Here is an 18,754-nt window from a genome sequence, read left to right on the forward strand (position 1 = left end):
AGCTTTGGATATCCCAACACTTTGAGCTACGGTATCCTGACTTTCCTTTCCCTCAAGGTACCTTCTTGCAGCTTGTATTTTTTCTTGTGGTGTTAATTTGGACATATAGAAAAACTGCACCCCAATTGTTAGATTGTGTCTAACAATTGGGGTGCAGTTCATTCCTAACGGTCTTCTATAAGCAGCGTTACTTGTCTTCTGCACGCAACTTCACAATCGCCAGAATCGCAGCATCAATTTCCCGCTCAATGGCGCCAGAAACGACATCCGTATGCGGGTTGTACACTTCCCGCAGATCCGCATCTGCATAACCGTCCAAGGCGACGATGGCGCCGGCACGCACACCGCGTAGTGATGCAATGACATAGAGGGCGGCGATTTCCATCTCAACGGCCAAAGCGCCAGCTTGCTTGTATTTACGGTGAGGGAATTCCTCGACACCTTGGAAGAAAGCATCCAAGGTAACGGTAATTCCTTGCTTGACGAGTCCGTCTGTTTCAGAAGCCGCGTCATACAACGCACGGGTAACAGCGTGATCAGCGACAGCTGGGAAGCCGTGAGGAACTAACTGGCGAGTTAGGCCTTCTTCACGTACCGCGGCTGTGCTTACAACGAGACTTCCTGGCGGTACGTCGGCTGAGTATGATCCAGCGGTTCCGACGCGAATCAGGGTCTTTACGCCGCCTTTGATGAGCTCCTCGAAGCAAACGGCTGCACCAGGTGACCCGACACCATGACTTACCACGGTGATGGGAACGCCATTCTTTTCGCCGACGAAAGTCCGATATTCTCGGCTAAAGGAAAGCTCACGCGCATTGTCCAGCTTGCGGGAAATGGCTTCCGCTCTGAACGGGTCACCGCACACGATGGCAAAGGGGGTTAAGTCTTCTGAATTGACTTGTAAGATAGATAAAAACAACTTAATCGAACTCCTTTCTGACCCACTCATCTTCGGGGATTGGAATAGCTTCGCCGGAGAATCGTTGTTCTTCGAACGGGTCTGCGACGTTATGGAAGCCATTGCGTTCCCAGAAGCCCTCGCGATCTTCAGACATGAACTCAATGCCGCGAATCCACTTGGCACTTTTCCAGAAATACAAATGCGGAACAACGAGGCGAAGCGGCCATCCATGCTTCAGCGTGAGTGGCTTGCCATCGAAGGTCGTGGCCAGCAAAATATCATCACCCATGAGATCTGCAAGTGGAACGTTCGTTTCATAGTCATTGTCTGCATGGATCATGACATATTTTCCTTCTGGTTTTACATGGATCAGCTCAAGGAAATCTCTGAATCGCACACCTTCCCATACCGTATCCAGCTTGGACCAACGGGTCACACAGTGTATATCGCACTGGATTTGTGTATGCGGTAAAGCCAATATGTCGTCATAGCTGAATGTTTTCTCTTCGGCTACTTCTCCAAAAACGCGCAGCGACCACGCTGCCATATCGTACTTCGGGACTTCTCCTTCATGTAAAATAGGAAAACGGTCCGTCACGACTTGACCAGGTGGAATCCGACCAGCAAGCTCTGGTGGAACGTCTATAGCGGGGATTTGCATGCGCTTAATGCGCTCCGCTTTGGTGTCTTTATGCATCTGTCATCCTCCTAAAAGTTTTCCTTTAGGAAAACTCACTTCGTAAGCGTTCCTAAGTATATCTTGCTAATTTCTCAACGCGAACTGCCATTCGCTTTCTGTGCATCTGCCAAGTAGTTGCTTTTACGGAAGAACAGCATCGCAAGCAATGTTACGATATAAGGCAGCATTTGTGTGAAATGGGTGGGTAAAGAGAAACCTTGTAATCGGATACTGAAAGCATCCATTAAACCGAACAGTAAGCTGGACGCCATGACGCCAATCGGATTGGCTTGTCCCAGCATGGTAGCAACGAGCGCGATAAATCCACGGCCTGCTGTCATACCTTCGGTAAACATCGTAACTTGTCCGAGTGAAAGCTGTGCACCTGCTAGTCCACAAAGGACGCCACAGATAAGTACGGCCAGATATTGCATCCGGTTGACTTTAATCCCGATGCTTTTCGCAGCAACAGGGTTTTCGCCAACAGCAATCATGCGGAAGCCAGTAACGGATTTAAATAGGAAATACTGAAGCACGAAAACAAGCACAAAAGCCAGATAAACAAGCGGAGAATGCCCGGAAATAATACCGCCTACGACAGGGATATCTTTAATCAAGGGGATGTCCCACTTCGGCAGTCCGATCATATTTTTATCATAGAAAGCGCCTTTGACATGAAAGATGGCTTTCAAACAAAACGCGGTTAAACCTAAGGCAAGAAAGTTAAAGGAAATACCGACAACGATGACATTGGCCTGCAAATGAATACTCATATAGGCAAAAATCCACGAAAACAGCATGGTCACGGCAACAGCGATAAGCACCGCAAGAAATACATTGCCTGTATAGTAATTGCCCACAATCGCAGAGAAGGCGCCTACGAGCACAAATCCTTCTAAGCCGACGTTGAACAAACCGACTCTTGAACAGATCGCGCCGCCGAGTGCGGCTAGAAGGATCGGAGCTACCATGCGAAACATGGAGTTAAATAAAGCTACATCAAGAAGATGCTGCATCGCCCTTGCCTCCTTTCCGTCGTTTCCATAGGGTGTAGCTGAACTTGGCCGTTACAAACAAGATCAGCAAGGATTGAATGACGCTGGAAATTTCCAACGGAATGTCCGTGTTGCGTTCAACACCACTGCCGCCCGTTTGCAGCGCAGCAAGGAGGATAGACGCGATCGCCGTACCGAGCGGGTGAGCACCGGAAAGCAGCGTTGCCATGATACCCGACCATGCGTAGCCTGGGTTCGAAATCATACCATCTGTATAGCGGTATTGCATACCGAGTACCTCAACGGCTCCTGCAAGCCCTGCAAAACCACCGCTGGCAAACATACTCGCCAGCATCACTTTACGTCTGTTGACGCCGCCATAGGCCGCAAACAGCGGATTGTAACCGAGCATACGGATTTCATAGCCGGCTACGGTGTATTTAATGAATAAGAATAAGAGAACGGCGAGTCCAATCGCAATAATAAAGCCTGCATGGATGCTCATACCTTGAAACAATTTGGGCAGCCAGACGCCTTTTTCGATCATCATCGTTTGCGCTAGCGCAGCAGAACCTGTCTTGTCTTTGAACGGGTAGGCGACCATATAACCAGCAAATAGAGCCGCGATATAGTTCAGCAGCAGCGTTGTAATGATCAAATTCATACGGAATTTAGCATCTAACCATCCGGCAAAAGCAGACCAGATGCCGCCTGCTAGAATTCCGCCTAGCATAGCAGCTACTAATTTAAATAGAGGAGGCCCAGGCAGATAGAGGGCGACCATCGCGCTGGATAAAGCGCCTAGGATCATTTGACCTTCGGACCCCATATTGAAGAATCCGGCACGGAAGGCGATCGATACACCTAACCCGACAAGAATGAGTGGTGTAGCGCGTGTTAATGTATTCGTTAAGAAGTAGAAGCTGCCAAAGGCACCTTTCCACATTTGCGCATAGGTGTCAATGACGGAGCCGCCAATGAGGGCAATGGCAATCGCACCACCGAGTAGACCAATAACCACGGCTAGCAGCGGTTGAATCCAAGCGCTTAGATTGAGTTGACGTTTAAGCATTGGAATCTCCTCCTGCCATCCATAAGCTGATTTGTTCTTCTGTCGCATCGGCTGCCGACAATTCACCGGCAATCCGCCCTTCGTACATAACGACGATACGATCAGACAGTTTGAGAATCTCGGTTAATTCGGAGGATACTAATAAAATAGCGCCTTGTTCATCGCGTTTTCGCAGCAATTCTTCATGAATCAATTCCATAGCGCCAATATCGACACCGCGCGTCGGTTCAGCTGCAATTAAGAACGGTTGATGCCGAGCAATTTCCCTAGCGACAATCAACTTCTGCAAATTACCGCCGGATAGAAATTTCACTTTTGCTTCTTGAGATCCGGCCTTAATTTGAAACTGCTGAATGAAGCCGCTGACCATGTTACGGAGCTCTTTGCCTTGTAAAAAGCCAGATCGGCTTTTGGTTTTATGATGGCCCATGGTGCCATTTTCTAGCACAGTGCCTTCTTTGGCAGCGCCCCATTGGTAGCGATCCTCGGGTACATGGGATAGCCCAATATCTCTAATTTCGCGAACGGAACGTCCTTGAATAGGTTTGCCTAACAGTTGGATTTCTCCCTGATCAATGGATTGAAGCCCTGAGATCGCTTGAATCAATTCCGATTGGCCATTGCCTGAAATCCCCGCAATCCCAACGATTTCCCCGGCTTTTACTTGCAAATTGACGCGATCGAGCACAGGCTTTCCTTTATCACCATGAATGGATACGTCTTTGAGTTGAAGAACAGCTTGGCCCGTGTTCACAGTGCGCTTTTGCAGCTGTTTCAAATCACGTCCAACCATTAACTTGGACAATTCCTCGATACTCGTAGCATTTGCGTCTACAGTTCCGGTTATTTTCCCGTCCCGAAGTACGGTTACCCGATCTGCGACTTCCATAACTTCATGCAGCTTGTGCGTAATAATAATGAAGCTTTTGCCCAGTTTCGCTAAGCTTTTCATAATAACGAGCAGCTCTTTCGCTTCGAGTGGGGTCAGCACGCCAGTAGGCTCGTCCAAAATAATGATATCGGCACCTTGATAGAGCACCTTCAAGATTTCTACACGCTGCTGCAAACCAAGCGGACATTCAGCCACCTTGATGTTCGGATCAATGGGTAAGCGATATTTCGCGCAAAGTTCCTCGACTTGGGAGGCGGCTTTTTTACGGTCAAAGGCAAGCCCAGCTTTGGGCTCGTTGCCAATCACGATATTTTCAGCCACTGTAAATGACGGGAAAAGCATGAAATGCTGATGCACCATCCCAATCCGATTACGGATTGCATCGGTGGGATTGGTAAACACGACTTCTTTCCCATTCAAAAGAATGCTGCCAGCCGAAGGCTGCTCCATGCCGTACAAGATACGCATTAGCGTCGTTTTACCGGCTCCATTTTCCCCGACTAATGCATGAATCTCACCTTGACGCAGCGAGAAATCAACGTCCGAATTCGCTGTTAAATTGCCATATGTTTTCGTAATTTGACGCATTTGAAGCAGCATAGCGGCTTTTCGCTCCTCTACCTAGACATGAGGAAACTGCTTACGTCGCCGTAAACAGTTCCCAGGTCAAAAATATGCAATTATGGTACGGATCATTATTTGACTGGATTTTCTACTTTCACTTTACCAGAAACGATATCATCACGGATAGCTTTAACTTTCGTTACTACGTCTTGTCCGATGAAAGGGCTAAGAGCTGTCTTTGTATCTTTCGTTACGAACGTAAGACCAACGCCATCTTCTTTCAAACCGTAGTCGACAGCACCGAATTTAAATGTACCATTTACGAAATCTTTTACCGTTTGGTAAGCAACAGCATCTGTACCTTTCAACTGGGAAAGAACGATGTGTTGTGGATCAGTAACTGTACGGTCAATATCTTGTCCAGAAGTATAGAAGCCTTTTTCTTTCGCAGCTTCGAATACCCCAAGATCGCCTACAGCGGATGCGCCAGCAATGAAGTCTGCGCCTTGTGCGAATTGTGTTAATGCTAGTTCTTTTGCTTTAGCAGGGTCTGTGAAGCTACCTACATAGTTAACGATGAATTTAGCATTAGGATTCGTGGATTTCAAACCTTCTTGGAAACCAACTGTGTATTTCTTGATAAGTGGAATATCAACCGCGGCAACCATACCTACGATATTTTTCTTCGTAGCAAGACCAGCTGCTGCACCAAGCAAGTAGGAAGCTTCATGTTCACGGAACACAACGCTGCGAACGTTTGGAAGATCAACGACAGTATCAATAATCGCGAAGGATTTCTTAGGGTTTTCAGCAGCAACTTTCTTAAGCGCATCTTCAGACTCGAAGGAGCTTGTAATAATCAGGTCATAGTTATCAGCGACGGCAGCGCGTAGGTTTTGCTCAATCGCACTTGCATCCGTGGATTCAACTGTTTTAACGGTAACACCAAATTCTTTACCGGCTTTTTTGACACCTTCATCTTCTTGCGCGAAGAACGGATTCACACCGATTTTTTCAGGCGTGATTAGAATGATTTTCTTATCAGACTTTGCTGGTGCTTTCGTTGCATCCGCAGCTGCAGATGGCGTAGGCGTTGCTGTGTCTGTCTTAGCAGTACCACAACCTGCCAGTAAAACTGTTACTGCAAAAATAGAAATTAATGCTTTTTTCATCATGTTCTCTCCCTTTTATCTATATGTATGATTTTATTAACCGTAGTTCTGTATTTATATCCTACCAAAATACTCGGATATAGTCAAAGAATATTTTTGTTGGTTCGACAAAATCATCCAAAATTCTACAAACTCGAAAGCCTAACGGTTATTATACTAAAATGTACGAGCACAATCCATCTCTTTCAATAAAATACCAGTACTAACAGGTGAAAGGCAGAAATCTGAATCATAGATAGTGAAGCTGAACATTGGTTTACTCGCCAAATGAAGAAATGTTTATCCCTCTGTAGAACGAGATATAGGCAGGACAAGCCGTAAACAATAGTATAAATGTAAGCGCTTAAACGTGCGCTAAATTTGTTGAAGAGGGTGATTCATTGATGCGTGGAAAAAAAAGAGGGAGCTTGGCATTGCTCATTGTTATGCTAACAAGCTTATTGCTGCCTCCAGGTTTTGGAGCTGTAGGACCCGCCGCGGTGCAGGCGGAAGAGGTGAATGTGATCCAGAATGGCTCGTTCGAGAACTTGACGCCGACCGTGCAACCGGGCTGGACGACGAGAACAGCGGACAAATGGGGGATATGGATAGATACGACGGTTACGACGGTCGCTCCGATCGTAACGGTAGATACGATTTATCATCCCGATGGTTTAAGATCATTGAAGATCAGCTCGCCGGCTCCTAACAAAAGTCGATTGACGGTGAACCAAGGCAATATTCCTGTCGTGCCTAATCAAGAGTATCGAATGTCTGCCAAATTCAAGGCACAGGTGTTGACGGGTGATACCAATGCATATGGTGTCAACATTCGCGCTGTGTATTTAAATGCGGCAGGGGGAGTCATTAAGACAGACTACATTACCCCTGAGAATACACCAGTTCGAGGGAATATCACGGATTTCAAGACCTATACAGTATCCACAGTTGCACCGCTGGACGCTGTAACCGCACGAATGGATATTGAGTACAATCGCGTTACAGGCAATGTGTGGATCGATGACGTGCAATTCAAGCCATACACCTCCCTACAGGGTTTATCGTTCCTTGAAACCTCAGGATTGATGCAGGTTGGTGGTGTTTTAACAGCGCCTCTTGTGCGCACACCTTACAACACCTCCGATCTCGTTCAGAAATGGACATCATCAGATCCGAGTATAGCTACTGTGGACGGTTCTGGTGTCGTCACAGGGCTGACACCGGGCACAGTGAAGATTTCCGTATCTTCACAGGATGATAAGTTCAGTGCATCCTACACAGTGATTGTGACTCAAGCCAGTGTGCTGAAAAATGGCGGATTTGAAACCAGTGCAGCTGGTTCAGGAAATGGCTTCACCGACTCGCAAGCTACCGACTGGACAGCCTCGGCTGCTTATGGCAGTCCGACAGTTACTGTGGATGATGCCGTTTATGGCGCGGGCAGCCGTGCCTTAAGCATCCGGGCAACGGTCAATAGCAAAGCTTCCGCTGTGCAAAGGAACATTCCCGTTACCGCAGGTGGATGGTATCGACTCAGCGGCAAAATAAAAACCGAAGCCCTTACAGGTACAGGCGCATCGCTTCGTTTGAACTGGAACGGATCGGGCGGTACTGTGCTAGGGACTGTATACGGACCCCCACCATCTGTAAAGGGCACATCGGTGAATTGGCAAAGCTATGAAGGCTTTTTCCAAGCACCTCCAGGGACTTTGAATGCCAGTCTCTATGCGTACTATGAGACTGGCACGGGCAAGGCTTGGTTCGATGATCTGCAGATCATCCCCTGGGTGCCACTTACAGGTCTAACACCGGATGGCGAATTAACACGCAGTTTAAGTATCGGGGGAAGTGTGTCCTTGAATGTATACGGGAGCCCCGCGAACGCGACGGATCAGCGTGTCACATGGTCTTCCTCACGCCCTGACATTGCGGATGTGAGTTACGATGGCCGTGTTACTGCGAAAGCACAAGGAAAGGCAGTCGTTACAGCAACTTCGGTCGAACGTGGATGGACGCAATCGTATACCATTTATGTCATGGCGATTAACAATGGTGGATTTGAAACCACCGTACCGATTACAACCGGCTGGACCGGCTCTAAGCCATTAGGGTGGACGCTTTATTTTAACTCAACAGATAAACCAACGGTTTCATTAGATACATCCATTAAGAAGGAAGGGGCTAATTCCCTAAAAATTGATGCTAGTTTAACGGGCAAAGCGGTCGTGTATAACCCTATTGATGGGGCCGTTTCAGGTAAAAGCTATAAAGTAAGCGGCTGGCTGAAGCAGCAGAACGGAGGAAGCAACGTCTATTTGCGTGTGCTTTACCTCAAAGCTGATAACTCGACAGTCCTGCCGGCGCCGAATTTCTTCGACGTGATTCCTTCTACTGGCCTGCAAGACAGCAATGGGTGGACCTATTACGAGAGCATTATTACGGTACCAGAACTCACAGCAAGTGCTCGCGTGGAAGTGGCGTTCGAGCTAGGGAAAGGGACACTCTGGGCGGATGGAATCAGGGTTATTCCTTGGGTACCGGTTTCGAGCATCCAGCTGGATCAGGGGAATGGTCAATTGGCGCTTGGTGAGAGCAAGGTGGTGACCGCAACCTTACAACCTAGTGAGGTTACCAATCCGACACTCAGCTGGACTTCTGATCATGTGAACATCGCCACGGTTGTCGGCAGCAGCACGAATCCTTTGCAAGCCACAGTCAGTGGCATTGCTCTAGGTATTGCAACCATCCGTGCCTCAGCAGAGAGTCACAAGCCTGGTGAACAAGGGCGTTTTGCTACCTATACCGTCATTGTTGGAACAGAAACTGATATAACCGCTACAGACGATCATGTCAGTGTAAATGAAGATCAAGGGGTTACTCGCCCTGTGCTCGCTAGCGATGCAGCAGGTGATGCGCTATCCTCCACGGTCTTACTAAAGCCCTTGCATGGGTCCGCATCGCTACGTGAAGATGGATCATGGATTTACTATCCAGATGCCGAGTATAACGGGGAAGATAACTTTACGTTATTGATTTCCGATGGGCATGATCACTTCGCACTATCCAAAATCACGTTAACGATCCTCCCCGTACAAGATGCACCCGTCATGGATAATGTTCAAATAAGTCTGGGAACCGTACGCGGCTCGGCAATCTCAGGTGTTATCAAGGCAAAGGATAAGGATAATGATGTCCTCACCTTTACTAAAAAGCCTGATCAAGCACCGCAACATGGTTCTCTTACGCTAGACTCTGCTAGTGGGGCATGGACCTATACGCCAACCGCAGGCTATACAGGCTATGATCGTTTTCAATTTGTCGTGAGTGACGGACATGGCGGTGAGGATACCACGACATTCACCATTTATGTCGGATTACCTGGCTCTGAGATGATTGCTTCATTAATTGCTCGTCATCCAGCAACAGGTGCTGCTCACCCGCGGTTATATGCATCGACAGATGATTTTGATCGGATTCGTGGGCTCATTGTGACCGACCCGATCATGCAGGAATGGTATGCGAAGGTCAAGGCTATCGCTGATGACATGCTGGACGATCCTTTGCTTACGTATACGATTACGGATCCGACTACAGCTGGAGCTACGGTTTTACCGCTTGCCCAAGCGCTCATGAAACGTATTCAGACACTCGCACTTCTGTATCAAATAACAAATGATACGGGGTATGCTGCAGCGGCAATCGCCCAATTGAATCTGATGGCGAATTCACAGGCTTATCCCGATTGGAACGGCGGACTCCTTAACTTTCTCAGCATTTCGGAAATGGGGAATGTGGCCTCCATTGGGTATGATTGGCTCTACGATGCCATGACGCAGCAGGAGCGGGATAACCTTCGTACTCGCATCTTACAAGAAGTTTTACTGAAGGCGAAGGATGCCTATAGCAGCAAAGTATGGTGGACGACTTCACCGAGCAACTGGAACTTAGTTGTGAATGGCGGCCTCACGGCTGCTTCGTTGACCATCGGGGATGAAACAGATGCGAGACCAACTGCAGCAAGTGTTTTGCAAAGTGCGCTCACCTCTGTTCAAGTCGGTCTTGGCGTTTTTGCGCAGCAAGGGGATTGGCCTGAAGGCACCGGTTATTGGGATTATGCGACAGAGTACTTAGCCTTTATGATCTCGGCCTTGCGTACAAATCTGGGCACAGATTATGATTTCTTTCATCAACCAGGTATTGCGGAAACATCGAGTTTCATGGCTAATTTACACAGCTATAATGGGCCATTTAATTACTCGGATTCAGTGAATACGCTTGTGGACACACCACAGCTGCTGTTTTTTGCGGACTTACTAAACTCGCCTGATGTGACTTGGTATCGGAACTTTACGTATAGCAAGAATAAATTAGCGGAACCGCTCGATTTGATCTGGTATCGCCCAGGAACCTTCGGAAGCAGCGATCCTGCCTCCTTGGATGCCCTGTACAATCATCGTCTGAAAAACAATATAGCTTCGTTCCGTGATTCATGGAAAGATCCGAACGGCAGCTTTGTTGGGATAAAAGGCGGTATAACGGATTACGCGATTACCAACTCGACACATGCCGATTTGGATATTGGTACGTTCGTCATGGATGCTCTTGGTGTACGCTGGGCGGTTGATCTTGGGAAAGATAATTATGGCTTGTACAACTATTCCTATGTGTATCTAGATAGAAACCCGAATAGATGGGATTATTACCGAACGCGGGCGGAAGGGTCCAATACACTCGTTATTAATCCTGATGAAGGGCCAGATCAGGCAATTGACGCTAGAGCATCCATCATTGCTTTTGATTCGAAGCCAGCAGGCGGTTATGCGGTTGTGGATATGACGTCGGCCTACCCAAAAGATGTGGTATTTGCAAAGCGGGGGATGATGCTAGGTCAGGATAGAGGCTCTTTCCTTGTACAAGATGAAGTGCAATTAAAAACTACCTCTAATCTCTATTGGTTTATGCATACCGAAGCCGAGGTTACGATATTGGCAGGGTGTAAATCAGCTATATTGAAGCAAAATGGAAAACGATTATACGCCCAACTTGTATCCCCAGGTGCAGGAAGCTTCGAAGTCATGGAGGCTAAAACGTTACAGACGAATAAGCCAGCAGGCGAAGCCGTCAATAGTGGACAAAAGAAGTTAACGATTCATTTCCCAGCGGCAAATGATTTCGTGACCATTGCGGTGCGCTTTACTCCACTATTGTCATCGGAAGAAGTGCCTGCAGACACACCGATCGTGACACCACTACAAGCATGGAGCATCGACACCGCACCATCAGCGCTGCTGTCCGAGTTGAAACTGAACGGCGTGCCTTTGGCAAACTTCGAGTCATTGAAGAAAAAGTATGCCGTAGAGCTTCCATTCACGGTTCAAGGTACACCGGTTGTCACGGCCGTGAGTGCGGATCCGAATGACACAGTTACGATTACACAAGCGGCAGGAATACCAGGGATGGCTATCATCGAAGTGACAGATGACCAGGGGATTTCTAGACCTAGTAAGTATGTGATTGATTTAGCTCGTGGCGTCTATTCAGGTATTCTAGAGAATGTTCCTGTACTGCCCATCACCTATGTTGCCGATAGTGGACCAGTAGGTAACGCATGGCCAGGGACGAATGCGATAGACAACAATCCGAATACGTATTGGTCCGTAGGGGGCCCTAATACAATTGACTTCGATCTTGGCTCTGAGACGAAGGCGACATATGTAGGGATTTCATGGGTACGTGGGAACGAGCGCCGATTTAATTTTAATGTATTAGCATCCTTGGACGGGGTAAACTGGACGCCGATCTACGAGGGGCCAAGTTCTGGCAAAGTAACGGGAACGTATGAAATATATGATATTCCAGACACAACAGCGCGATATCTACGCCTAGCTGTCAATGGCAATAACAATAGTCCCGTCAGCTCGATAACAGAAGTGATGGTTTACGGTGAGTAATCACTTGTGGAAGAGTTCTGAGTAAAAAAAGGAAGAACCTTCGCTGCCTGTAGGGGTGGCGAAGGTTCTTTGTGATCAGATAGACACCGTGAGGGCGATACGCATCTCCTAGTCGTTACTCTCCAGCGTTCCTTCCCGCATCCGAAGCGTCATCCAAGCACTCCCTCCGTAAATCACCGCACTCACGTAAAACAGTACATCAATCGTCAGCCAGTCAATGATATAACCGCCAATAAGAACAGCAAATCCCGATGCTACGGATGTCCAGAAGTGGTAATTGCCAATCGTACCGCCTCGATTCCCACGCTGAGTCCCATCAGCGAGCAATCCGCGCTCGCTCATTTTCTGCATGGCACTGCATACACCCATGAATGCTTGGAGCAGCAAGACGAAGCCATAGGAAGGAATCCATGGGAAGATGAGCATCGCCGCCATCATCCCCAGGGAGCTTCCTGCCATGAGCTTTTTTGACGAGCGGTCTACGAGTTTACCGAGCCAGATGGCGGATGCTGCAGAACTTATTGTGAAAATGGCAAAAGCGAGGCCATATGCGGAATACGTACTGCCGAGATTTTTCAGAAACAATAAGTAATAAGGATATATCATCCCCGCTGCCAATGTCGCTAAGCTTTGAGATTTGATGAGTATACGCACATTCATCCTAATGCCCCCTATAATCGTCATAGAATTGGTTCATAAAAAGATGCTGTGGATCCCACTGATCTTTGGCTTGGAAAAAGGCTTCCGCTTTAGGGTAAATCGTTCGGAACTGCTCTACCGAAGGGAAGGGAGCATAGGGCAAATAATAGGAGCCATTGAAGGTCTTCAATTGATCAATGATCCGCTGGATGCCATGAGTCATACGAGCTTGCGCCGCTTTACTTAGCGGGGTGTTGAACAGACAAACGAGCGCGAACATGTCACTTTTTGCATAGGAAAGGGACGCTTCCTCGTCATGATTTACATAACGAACCGTAATATTTAATAGGTTTAATTGTTCTTCTTGTAGGATAGGTTTTATGTGATTAATAAAATCTTCAAAATGTTCCACGGGAATGAAGTATTCTTGGAGAAGATCGTTTTTGGTATCCGAGCTATAGTCCATAAAATCAGATTCGGATCGCATAGCGTTGTTGCGAGTTAGGATTGTGCTGCGACCAATAAGAAAATGCCGTTGTAAGTCCCAGAACGCATTTTTCGCCCAATCGAAGGAACGATTAAGTCCAAAGAGAAATTTCAGCGGCAGCACATAGGTGTCCTTCAGCTTCAATTGATTGTAATTCGTAACAGGGAGTTCCTCTCGCACGCTGTAATTTGTAGCATACATATCCGTTAAGAAGGAATCCGGCGCGACTGAAATACGTGCGAGATGCAGGTGGATGTCGGGATTTTGTTTCACCTGGTTAAGGAAGTAGTTCGAATAGGCTTCTGTGGATATTGTTTCGCTTGTCATCTCGTACACTTCATCATCCGTAAGCGATAAAGTCACATCTACAATAACACCGAACAAGCCATATCCACCCAACGCGAGCGGGAATAACTCTGCATTTTCTAATCGTGAAACATTTCGTATTTGACCGTCAGCGCCTAATAGTCGAAAGGATTCAACCGAACTGATTAATGAGCCATTCCGAATGTCACGGCCATGTGCATTGACGGAGATCGAGCCTCCGATGGTAAAAATATTTTGCGACTGCATGGTCTTCACCGCAAGTCCATACGGATTGATGTACTTCTGTACATCTGCCCAAGTGGCACCTGACTGTACGGTGATTGTCTTGGCCATCTCGTCGAAGGCGAGTACTTTGTTAAATGGCGTCATATCCAGCACAATGGCGTCTTTGTAGTACGTATGCCCACCTTGGCTGTGTCGCTGGCCAGCAATTGAGATCTTGAGCTCTTTTTCCCGGGCCTCGCTTACAATCTCTTGAAGCTGCTTTATTTCTTTGGTTGGAATAACACGATTAATTTTCACAGGTCGAAGCTTACTGTAATCGGATCGCAAGAAGGGATCATCTCCAGCGATGAAGGTCCTCTCGTATTGCCAAAGGCACAACGCAATCAATAGAAGTAGAACTGCAATCTTCTTCATGTGCGTATCTCCCAACATGTTGATGTGATAATGGTAGCGGGGCTTGACGCTTACATATTGTTTAACCTAAATTATTCCTATAGTGTAAATTCAAACCTTTCGATTAGTCAATTGGAATCAAGCTATTATGAGTAAAGCTGAATGGGAGGTGCTTATTGTGAGTTTACGAATCAAGCTAGCCATGGCAGCAGCGGGACTATCGTTTATTTCTTTTTTCTTATTTTCAAATTTATTAGGAATCATTTTTTTTATTATCGGGGTTTGTTTGAGTGGGAGTCGTTTAAAAAGTAGATATGCCAAATTGGCGTTAACTTTAAACCTATTCGTTGGTGCCTTGCAGGTGGTGCTTATTTTTTATTTGGTTTTTAACTTTAGCTCAATTGATTAAAGGAAATGACGGCGGGAATGTGTGGGGGTTGGGCAATAATCAAAAGAATATCGGAAGAATAAGCAAGCTTGGATTGCTTATTCTTCTGATATTCGGGGATTCCGGGGAATAAGACAACTATGTGATCATAAAGTGCCTGACTAGATTAGGAAGGGAACGTGTGTGCGCTAATTGTGCGATATAAGGGGAAATCTGATTTCAAGCGGAACGTAGGTACGCTATTTGATCAAATTTCGTCATATCTGGTGATTTTCAGAAGAATAAGGTACTGTAGTTCCCTTCGCTCTCCATTTGGCGCATCTAGGTACGAATAGAGTATCCTAGTTCCCTTAACTAGCAGCTGCCCCCGTGAAGACAGCCCTTTGAATGATGGTTGCCGCGTCAATCAACCTTTGATCGCGCCGATCATAACGCCTTTCACGAAGTACTTTTGCAGGAAAGGGTAGAGGAATAGAATAGGCGCTGTGGCCACGATAATTGTCGCGTATTTGATCGTTTCTCCGATAGGCATCTTATCGTTCCCGCCGACACCTGTCATCATCGATTCGGTACTGTTCGTGATCAAAATTTCTCGCAAAATAAGCTGCAGCGGGTAAAGGTCACGTGTTCGTAAATAAATCAAAGCGCTGAACCAGGAGTTCCAATGAGCCACACCGTAGAAGAGCACCATCACTGCGACTACCGGCATGGAGAGTGGCAGAATGACACGGAAAAGAATGGTGAAATCGTTAGCACCGTCAAGCTTGGCGGATTCCTCCAAACTGATAGGCACACCTTGGAAGGCCGTACGCATAATAATCAAGTTGTAAGCACTCATAGCTGTAGGAATGAGGAGTGCCCAACGGGTATCTACCATGCCTAAATCGTTAATGAGCAAGTACGTTGGAATTAAGCCGCCACTGAAAAACATCGTAAACACAATCATAAACATAACCGGATTCTTCCACATCACGTCTTGCCTAGATAGCGCATAAGCACCTAAGGATGTCATGAGAATGTTCAACGAGGTGCCGACTATGACATACAGGATTGTATTTAGATAGCCGGTCATGATGGCGGGATTTTGAAACACCATGCGATAGGCTTCGAAGTTCAACCCCTTGGGGTACCAAAGCAGCCCGCGCACTTGCACAATCCAAGCAGGATCGCTTAAGGAAGCGATAAGCACATACAGAAACGGATACAGGGTAACGAGTGATAGTATGATTAATAATAAGGAATTTGAGATGTCAAAAATGCGTTCTCCCCAGCTTCTACTCATGATGATTGCAGCCTCCCTTTACCAAAGCTTATTATCACTGGTGCGTCGGCTTAATGTATTGGCCAGAACGAGCAGCGTGAAGTTAATGAGAGAGTTGAAGAGTCCAACAGCGGAGCTGTAGCTGAAGTTGGATTCGAGAATCCCTTTGCGATAGACGAAAGTGCCGATAACATCAGCTGTTTCATACGTAGTCGGGTTATATAATAATAGGATTTTATCAGCACCGATGGTCATGAAATTTCCTATTTGCAAAATGAGAAGAATCACGATCGTGGACATGATACCCGGCAGGGTGATGTTGAACGTTTGCTGCCAGCGATTTGCTCCGTCCACTTTGGAAGCTTCATACAACGACGGATCTATACCTGACATGGCAGATAGATAAATAATGGAGCCCCAGCCGATATTTTGCCAAATATTCGAAGAAACATAAACAGAGCGGAACCAACCGGATTCTTGCAGGAACGTAATGGGCGTAAATCCAAACCAGGAGCTCAGGATATTATTGATTAATCCATCACGGGCTAAGAAATCCACAAGCATACCCGAGATGACCACAATCGAAATGAAATGGGGCATATACGTAATCGTTTGGACAGCTCGTTTCAAAAACTTACTGCGCAGCTCATTCAACAAAAGTGCCAGAATAATCGATGCAGGGAAGGAAAATAACAGATCATACGCGCTGATTAACAGGGTATTGCGTAAAATGCGCAAGAAATAATAGCTGGTAAAGAAGTCTTGAAAATGTTTAAAGCCTACCCAAGGACTATGCAAAATGCCAATCCCCGGCGCATAATCTTTAAATGCGATTTGCAGCCCGTACATAGGTACGTAATAAAAAAGAATGTAGTAAGCAACGACTGGGAGCAGCATGATGTACACATATTTATTCATTCTGGCGTCTCGGATCAAACGATAGGAAAACTTGTTTTTGTCGACCGCTGGCTTCACGGTGCCGGTCTGTTCATTGAGTGCTGTGGGCATAGCGGGCCCCTCCTCTAGCTATTGAGTCGGTAAAAATGGGTGCAAGAAGACGCCACACGGTGGAGAGTTCCCCTCCCACACCGTGAGTTTAGCGTCTAGTGTCTCGGTTATTTCCGAGTATTGAAACGATCTAGGGCTGCTTGACGCGCTTTAATCGCTTCTTCAACACCCATACCTTTCATGGTTTGCACATATTTATCGAAGTTTTCAATAGGCTCAGCACCCATGACGAATTTATTGAACATTTCATCGCGGTACGTTTTCACATCGTTCATAATGGAGGCTGTTTTGGAGCTCTCATCAGCTGTCATGCTGACACCAGGCATTTGTTTAGAGTGATCTGCGGCTGTCCATGTTTTTTGCGCATCACGCTGAGCAGGGATTGTGTAATATTGTTCGATGTAGCGTTTATCTTGCACGAAGGGACCGCTCCAGCTAGCTTGGAAATACTTAGCCATCGCTTGCGTAACTGGCAGTTTATCTGGGTTATTCATGATAAGGTCCGTGTATTTCGGATAACCGTTCTCTAGTTTGTAACTTTCGCCCTCGATGCCGAAGTTCATCAGCATAGCGCCTTCTTGGCTATATTTGAAGTCAAGCCATTTGATGATTTCATCAGGGTTTTTGGCTTTAGCTGAAAGCGCAGCGCCGTAACCTGTGAAAGGCATGGTGTACTGACCAAGGGAAGCGGGAGCGCCTTCTTTCAGCTTCGGATAAGGTACACCCGATAAAGCAAAAGTTGGGTTCGTCGGTTGAACTAAGGTTAAGTAGCGGCCTAGACCGGAACCTGCATAACCGGAGTAAGCACCAACTTGGCTATTCGTAATTTTGGCATCCTTTAGCTTGGCATCCGTGATGCTGGCATAATCTTTATCGATTAAACCGTCTTTGTACCACCGTGCAAGTGTAGCAAGGAACTCTTTGTATTCAGGCTGGATTGGGCCATATTTGGCTTTGCCTTTATCGTTGTAGAAATCAGTGGTAATTCCCCATGCACCCACGAGTAAGTTATTCGCGTCGAAATCGCCGCCCAAATTCATGTAGAAAGGGATTTCATCTTTCTTGCCATTGCCATTCGGATCCTTATCTCGGAAAGCCGTTAAAACCGTTTCCCATTCAGGAATCGTTGTTGGCGCTTTCAGACCCAATTTATCAAGCCAGTCTTGGCGGAAAATAGGTCCATTTACAACGCTCAGCAGCTCATCTCCAAGTAAGAAAGGCATCACATAAATATTGCCTTCATCGGTTGTAATCATTTTGCGGAACTCAGGGTGTTGTGCCAAAATTTTTGTTAAATTCGGGGCGTTTTTCTCAATAAGTTCATTTAAACGAAGTATTTGTTTCCCTTTAATAAGCGAATCAGGGCTTTGTGCTATAGTCGTGAAATTGTACTCAACAACATCAGGCAAGCTATTAGACGCGAGCATAATATTGAATTGATCTTTCTCCTGGCCTGTTGGCGGATGTTGAAAATCAACCTTCGTACCGGTTTTCTTCTCAATCTCTTTATAAGCCGCCATTTCATTGTAGTTTTTCATAACAGCTGCTGCATTACCATTCATAGAAACCCAGTAGGTGAGGGAAGTAGGGTACTTCGCTCCAGGGACTGGTGACGCCGTTGTGGATGAAGGTATGCCTGATGCTGCGGGTGTTGATTTAGCATTGTCACTGCTACAGCCTGCCATGAATACTGAGAGTGCTGCTGCTGAAATCACGGTTAATTGAATCGTTCTTTTCTTTCTGTTCATACGTGGGTGACCCTCCTGTACATATTGTTTTTGCGGTGTCGTTGTCCGCAATTTCAATATAAAAGAACAGACT

General features: G+C 46.7%; 13 protein-coding genes. 2 read left to right on the top strand and 11 right to left on the bottom strand.

Annotated elements, in window-relative coordinates; translation table 11 throughout:
• Positions 1 to 187: 187 nt before the first annotated feature.
• The 6 genes from HQN88_RS35260 to HQN88_RS35285 all read right to left on the bottom strand — a co-directional run bounded on the left by HQN88_RS35260 (position 188) and on the right by HQN88_RS35285 (position 6,275).
• Positions 188 to 919, bottom strand: a complete 732-nt coding sequence (locus HQN88_RS35260) for a nucleoside phosphorylase (protein WP_173121055.1) — start codon at positions 917 to 919, stop codon at positions 188 to 190.
• 1 nt (position 920) lies between these two features.
• Positions 921 to 1,598, bottom strand: a complete 678-nt coding sequence (locus HQN88_RS35265) for a sulfite oxidase-like oxidoreductase (protein WP_173121057.1) — start codon at positions 1,596 to 1,598, stop codon at positions 921 to 923.
• A gap of 74 nt (positions 1,599 to 1,672) precedes the next feature.
• Complete coding sequence (locus HQN88_RS35270) at positions 1,673 to 2,596, bottom strand: ABC transporter permease (protein ID WP_173121059.1); 924 nt, start codon at positions 2,594 to 2,596, stop codon at positions 1,673 to 1,675.
• A complete protein-coding gene (locus tag HQN88_RS35275; protein ID WP_173121062.1) occupies positions 2,580 to 3,647 on the bottom strand; it encodes an ABC transporter permease in 1,068 nt (355 codons plus the stop codon). Before HQN88_RS35275 ends, HQN88_RS35270 begins: the two co-directional genes overlap by 17 nt.
• The gene (locus HQN88_RS35280) at positions 3,640 to 5,139 is read right to left on the bottom strand and encodes an ABC transporter ATP-binding protein (RefSeq protein ID WP_173121064.1); all 1,500 of its coding nucleotides are present in this window, start codon (positions 5,137 to 5,139) and stop codon (positions 3,640 to 3,642) included. The genes HQN88_RS35275 and HQN88_RS35280 overlap by 8 nt, the downstream gene beginning before the upstream one ends.
• A gap of 95 nt (positions 5,140 to 5,234) precedes the next feature.
• Positions 5,235 to 6,275 carry a BMP family lipoprotein gene (locus tag HQN88_RS35285; protein ID WP_173121151.1) on the bottom strand — a complete coding sequence of 347 codons (1,041 nt, stop codon included), beginning with the start codon at positions 6,273 to 6,275 and terminating at the stop codon, positions 5,235 to 5,237.
• A 383-nt stretch (positions 6,276 to 6,658) separates the two neighbouring features.
• Between HQN88_RS35285 and HQN88_RS35290 the strand changes: the two genes are divergently transcribed.
• On the top strand, positions 6,659 to 12,205 hold the full coding sequence (locus HQN88_RS35290) for an Ig-like domain-containing protein (RefSeq protein ID WP_173121066.1): 5,547 nt from the start codon (positions 6,659 to 6,661) through the stop codon (positions 12,203 to 12,205).
• A 108-nt stretch (positions 12,206 to 12,313) separates the two neighbouring features.
• On the opposite strand, the gene HQN88_RS35295 is transcribed toward HQN88_RS35290, so the two are convergent.
• Both HQN88_RS35295 and HQN88_RS35300 read right to left on the bottom strand, forming a co-directional pair.
• On the bottom strand, positions 12,314 to 12,865 hold the full coding sequence (locus HQN88_RS35295) for an MFS transporter (protein WP_173121068.1): 552 nt from the start codon (positions 12,863 to 12,865) through the stop codon (positions 12,314 to 12,316).
• 1 nt (position 12,866) lies between these two features.
• On the bottom strand, positions 12,867 to 14,297 hold the full coding sequence (locus HQN88_RS35300) for an FAD-binding oxidoreductase (RefSeq protein ID WP_173121070.1): 1,431 nt from the start codon (positions 14,295 to 14,297) through the stop codon (positions 12,867 to 12,869).
• A 157-nt stretch (positions 14,298 to 14,454) separates the two neighbouring features.
• Here HQN88_RS35300 and HQN88_RS35305 point away from each other — a divergent pair, with 157 nt between their 5' ends.
• A complete protein-coding gene (locus tag HQN88_RS35305; protein WP_173121072.1) occupies positions 14,455 to 14,685 on the top strand; it encodes a hypothetical protein in 231 nt (76 codons plus the stop codon).
• 385 nt (positions 14,686 to 15,070) lie between these two features.
• Here HQN88_RS35305 and HQN88_RS35310 read toward each other — a convergent pair whose 3' ends face one another.
• The 3 genes from HQN88_RS35310 to HQN88_RS35320 form a co-directional block, all read right to left on the bottom strand.
• Entirely contained in the window at positions 15,071 to 15,946 is an 876-nt protein-coding gene (locus tag HQN88_RS35310) for a carbohydrate ABC transporter permease (RefSeq protein ID WP_216855927.1), read from the bottom strand.
• An 18-nt stretch (positions 15,947 to 15,964) separates the two neighbouring features.
• Positions 15,965 to 16,933, bottom strand: a complete 969-nt coding sequence (locus HQN88_RS35315) for an ABC transporter permease (protein WP_173121074.1) — start codon at positions 16,931 to 16,933, stop codon at positions 15,965 to 15,967.
• A 107-nt stretch (positions 16,934 to 17,040) separates the two neighbouring features.
• The gene (locus HQN88_RS35320; RefSeq protein WP_173121076.1) at positions 17,041 to 18,681 is read right to left on the bottom strand and encodes an extracellular solute-binding protein; all 1,641 of its coding nucleotides are present in this window, start codon (positions 18,679 to 18,681) and stop codon (positions 17,041 to 17,043) included.
• Between the last annotated feature and the right edge of the window lie 73 nt (positions 18,682 to 18,754).

This window comes from Paenibacillus qinlingensis, assembly GCF_013204845.1.
Classification (GTDB): domain Bacteria; phylum Bacillota; class Bacilli; order Paenibacillales; family NBRC-103111; genus Paenibacillus_E; species Paenibacillus_E qinlingensis.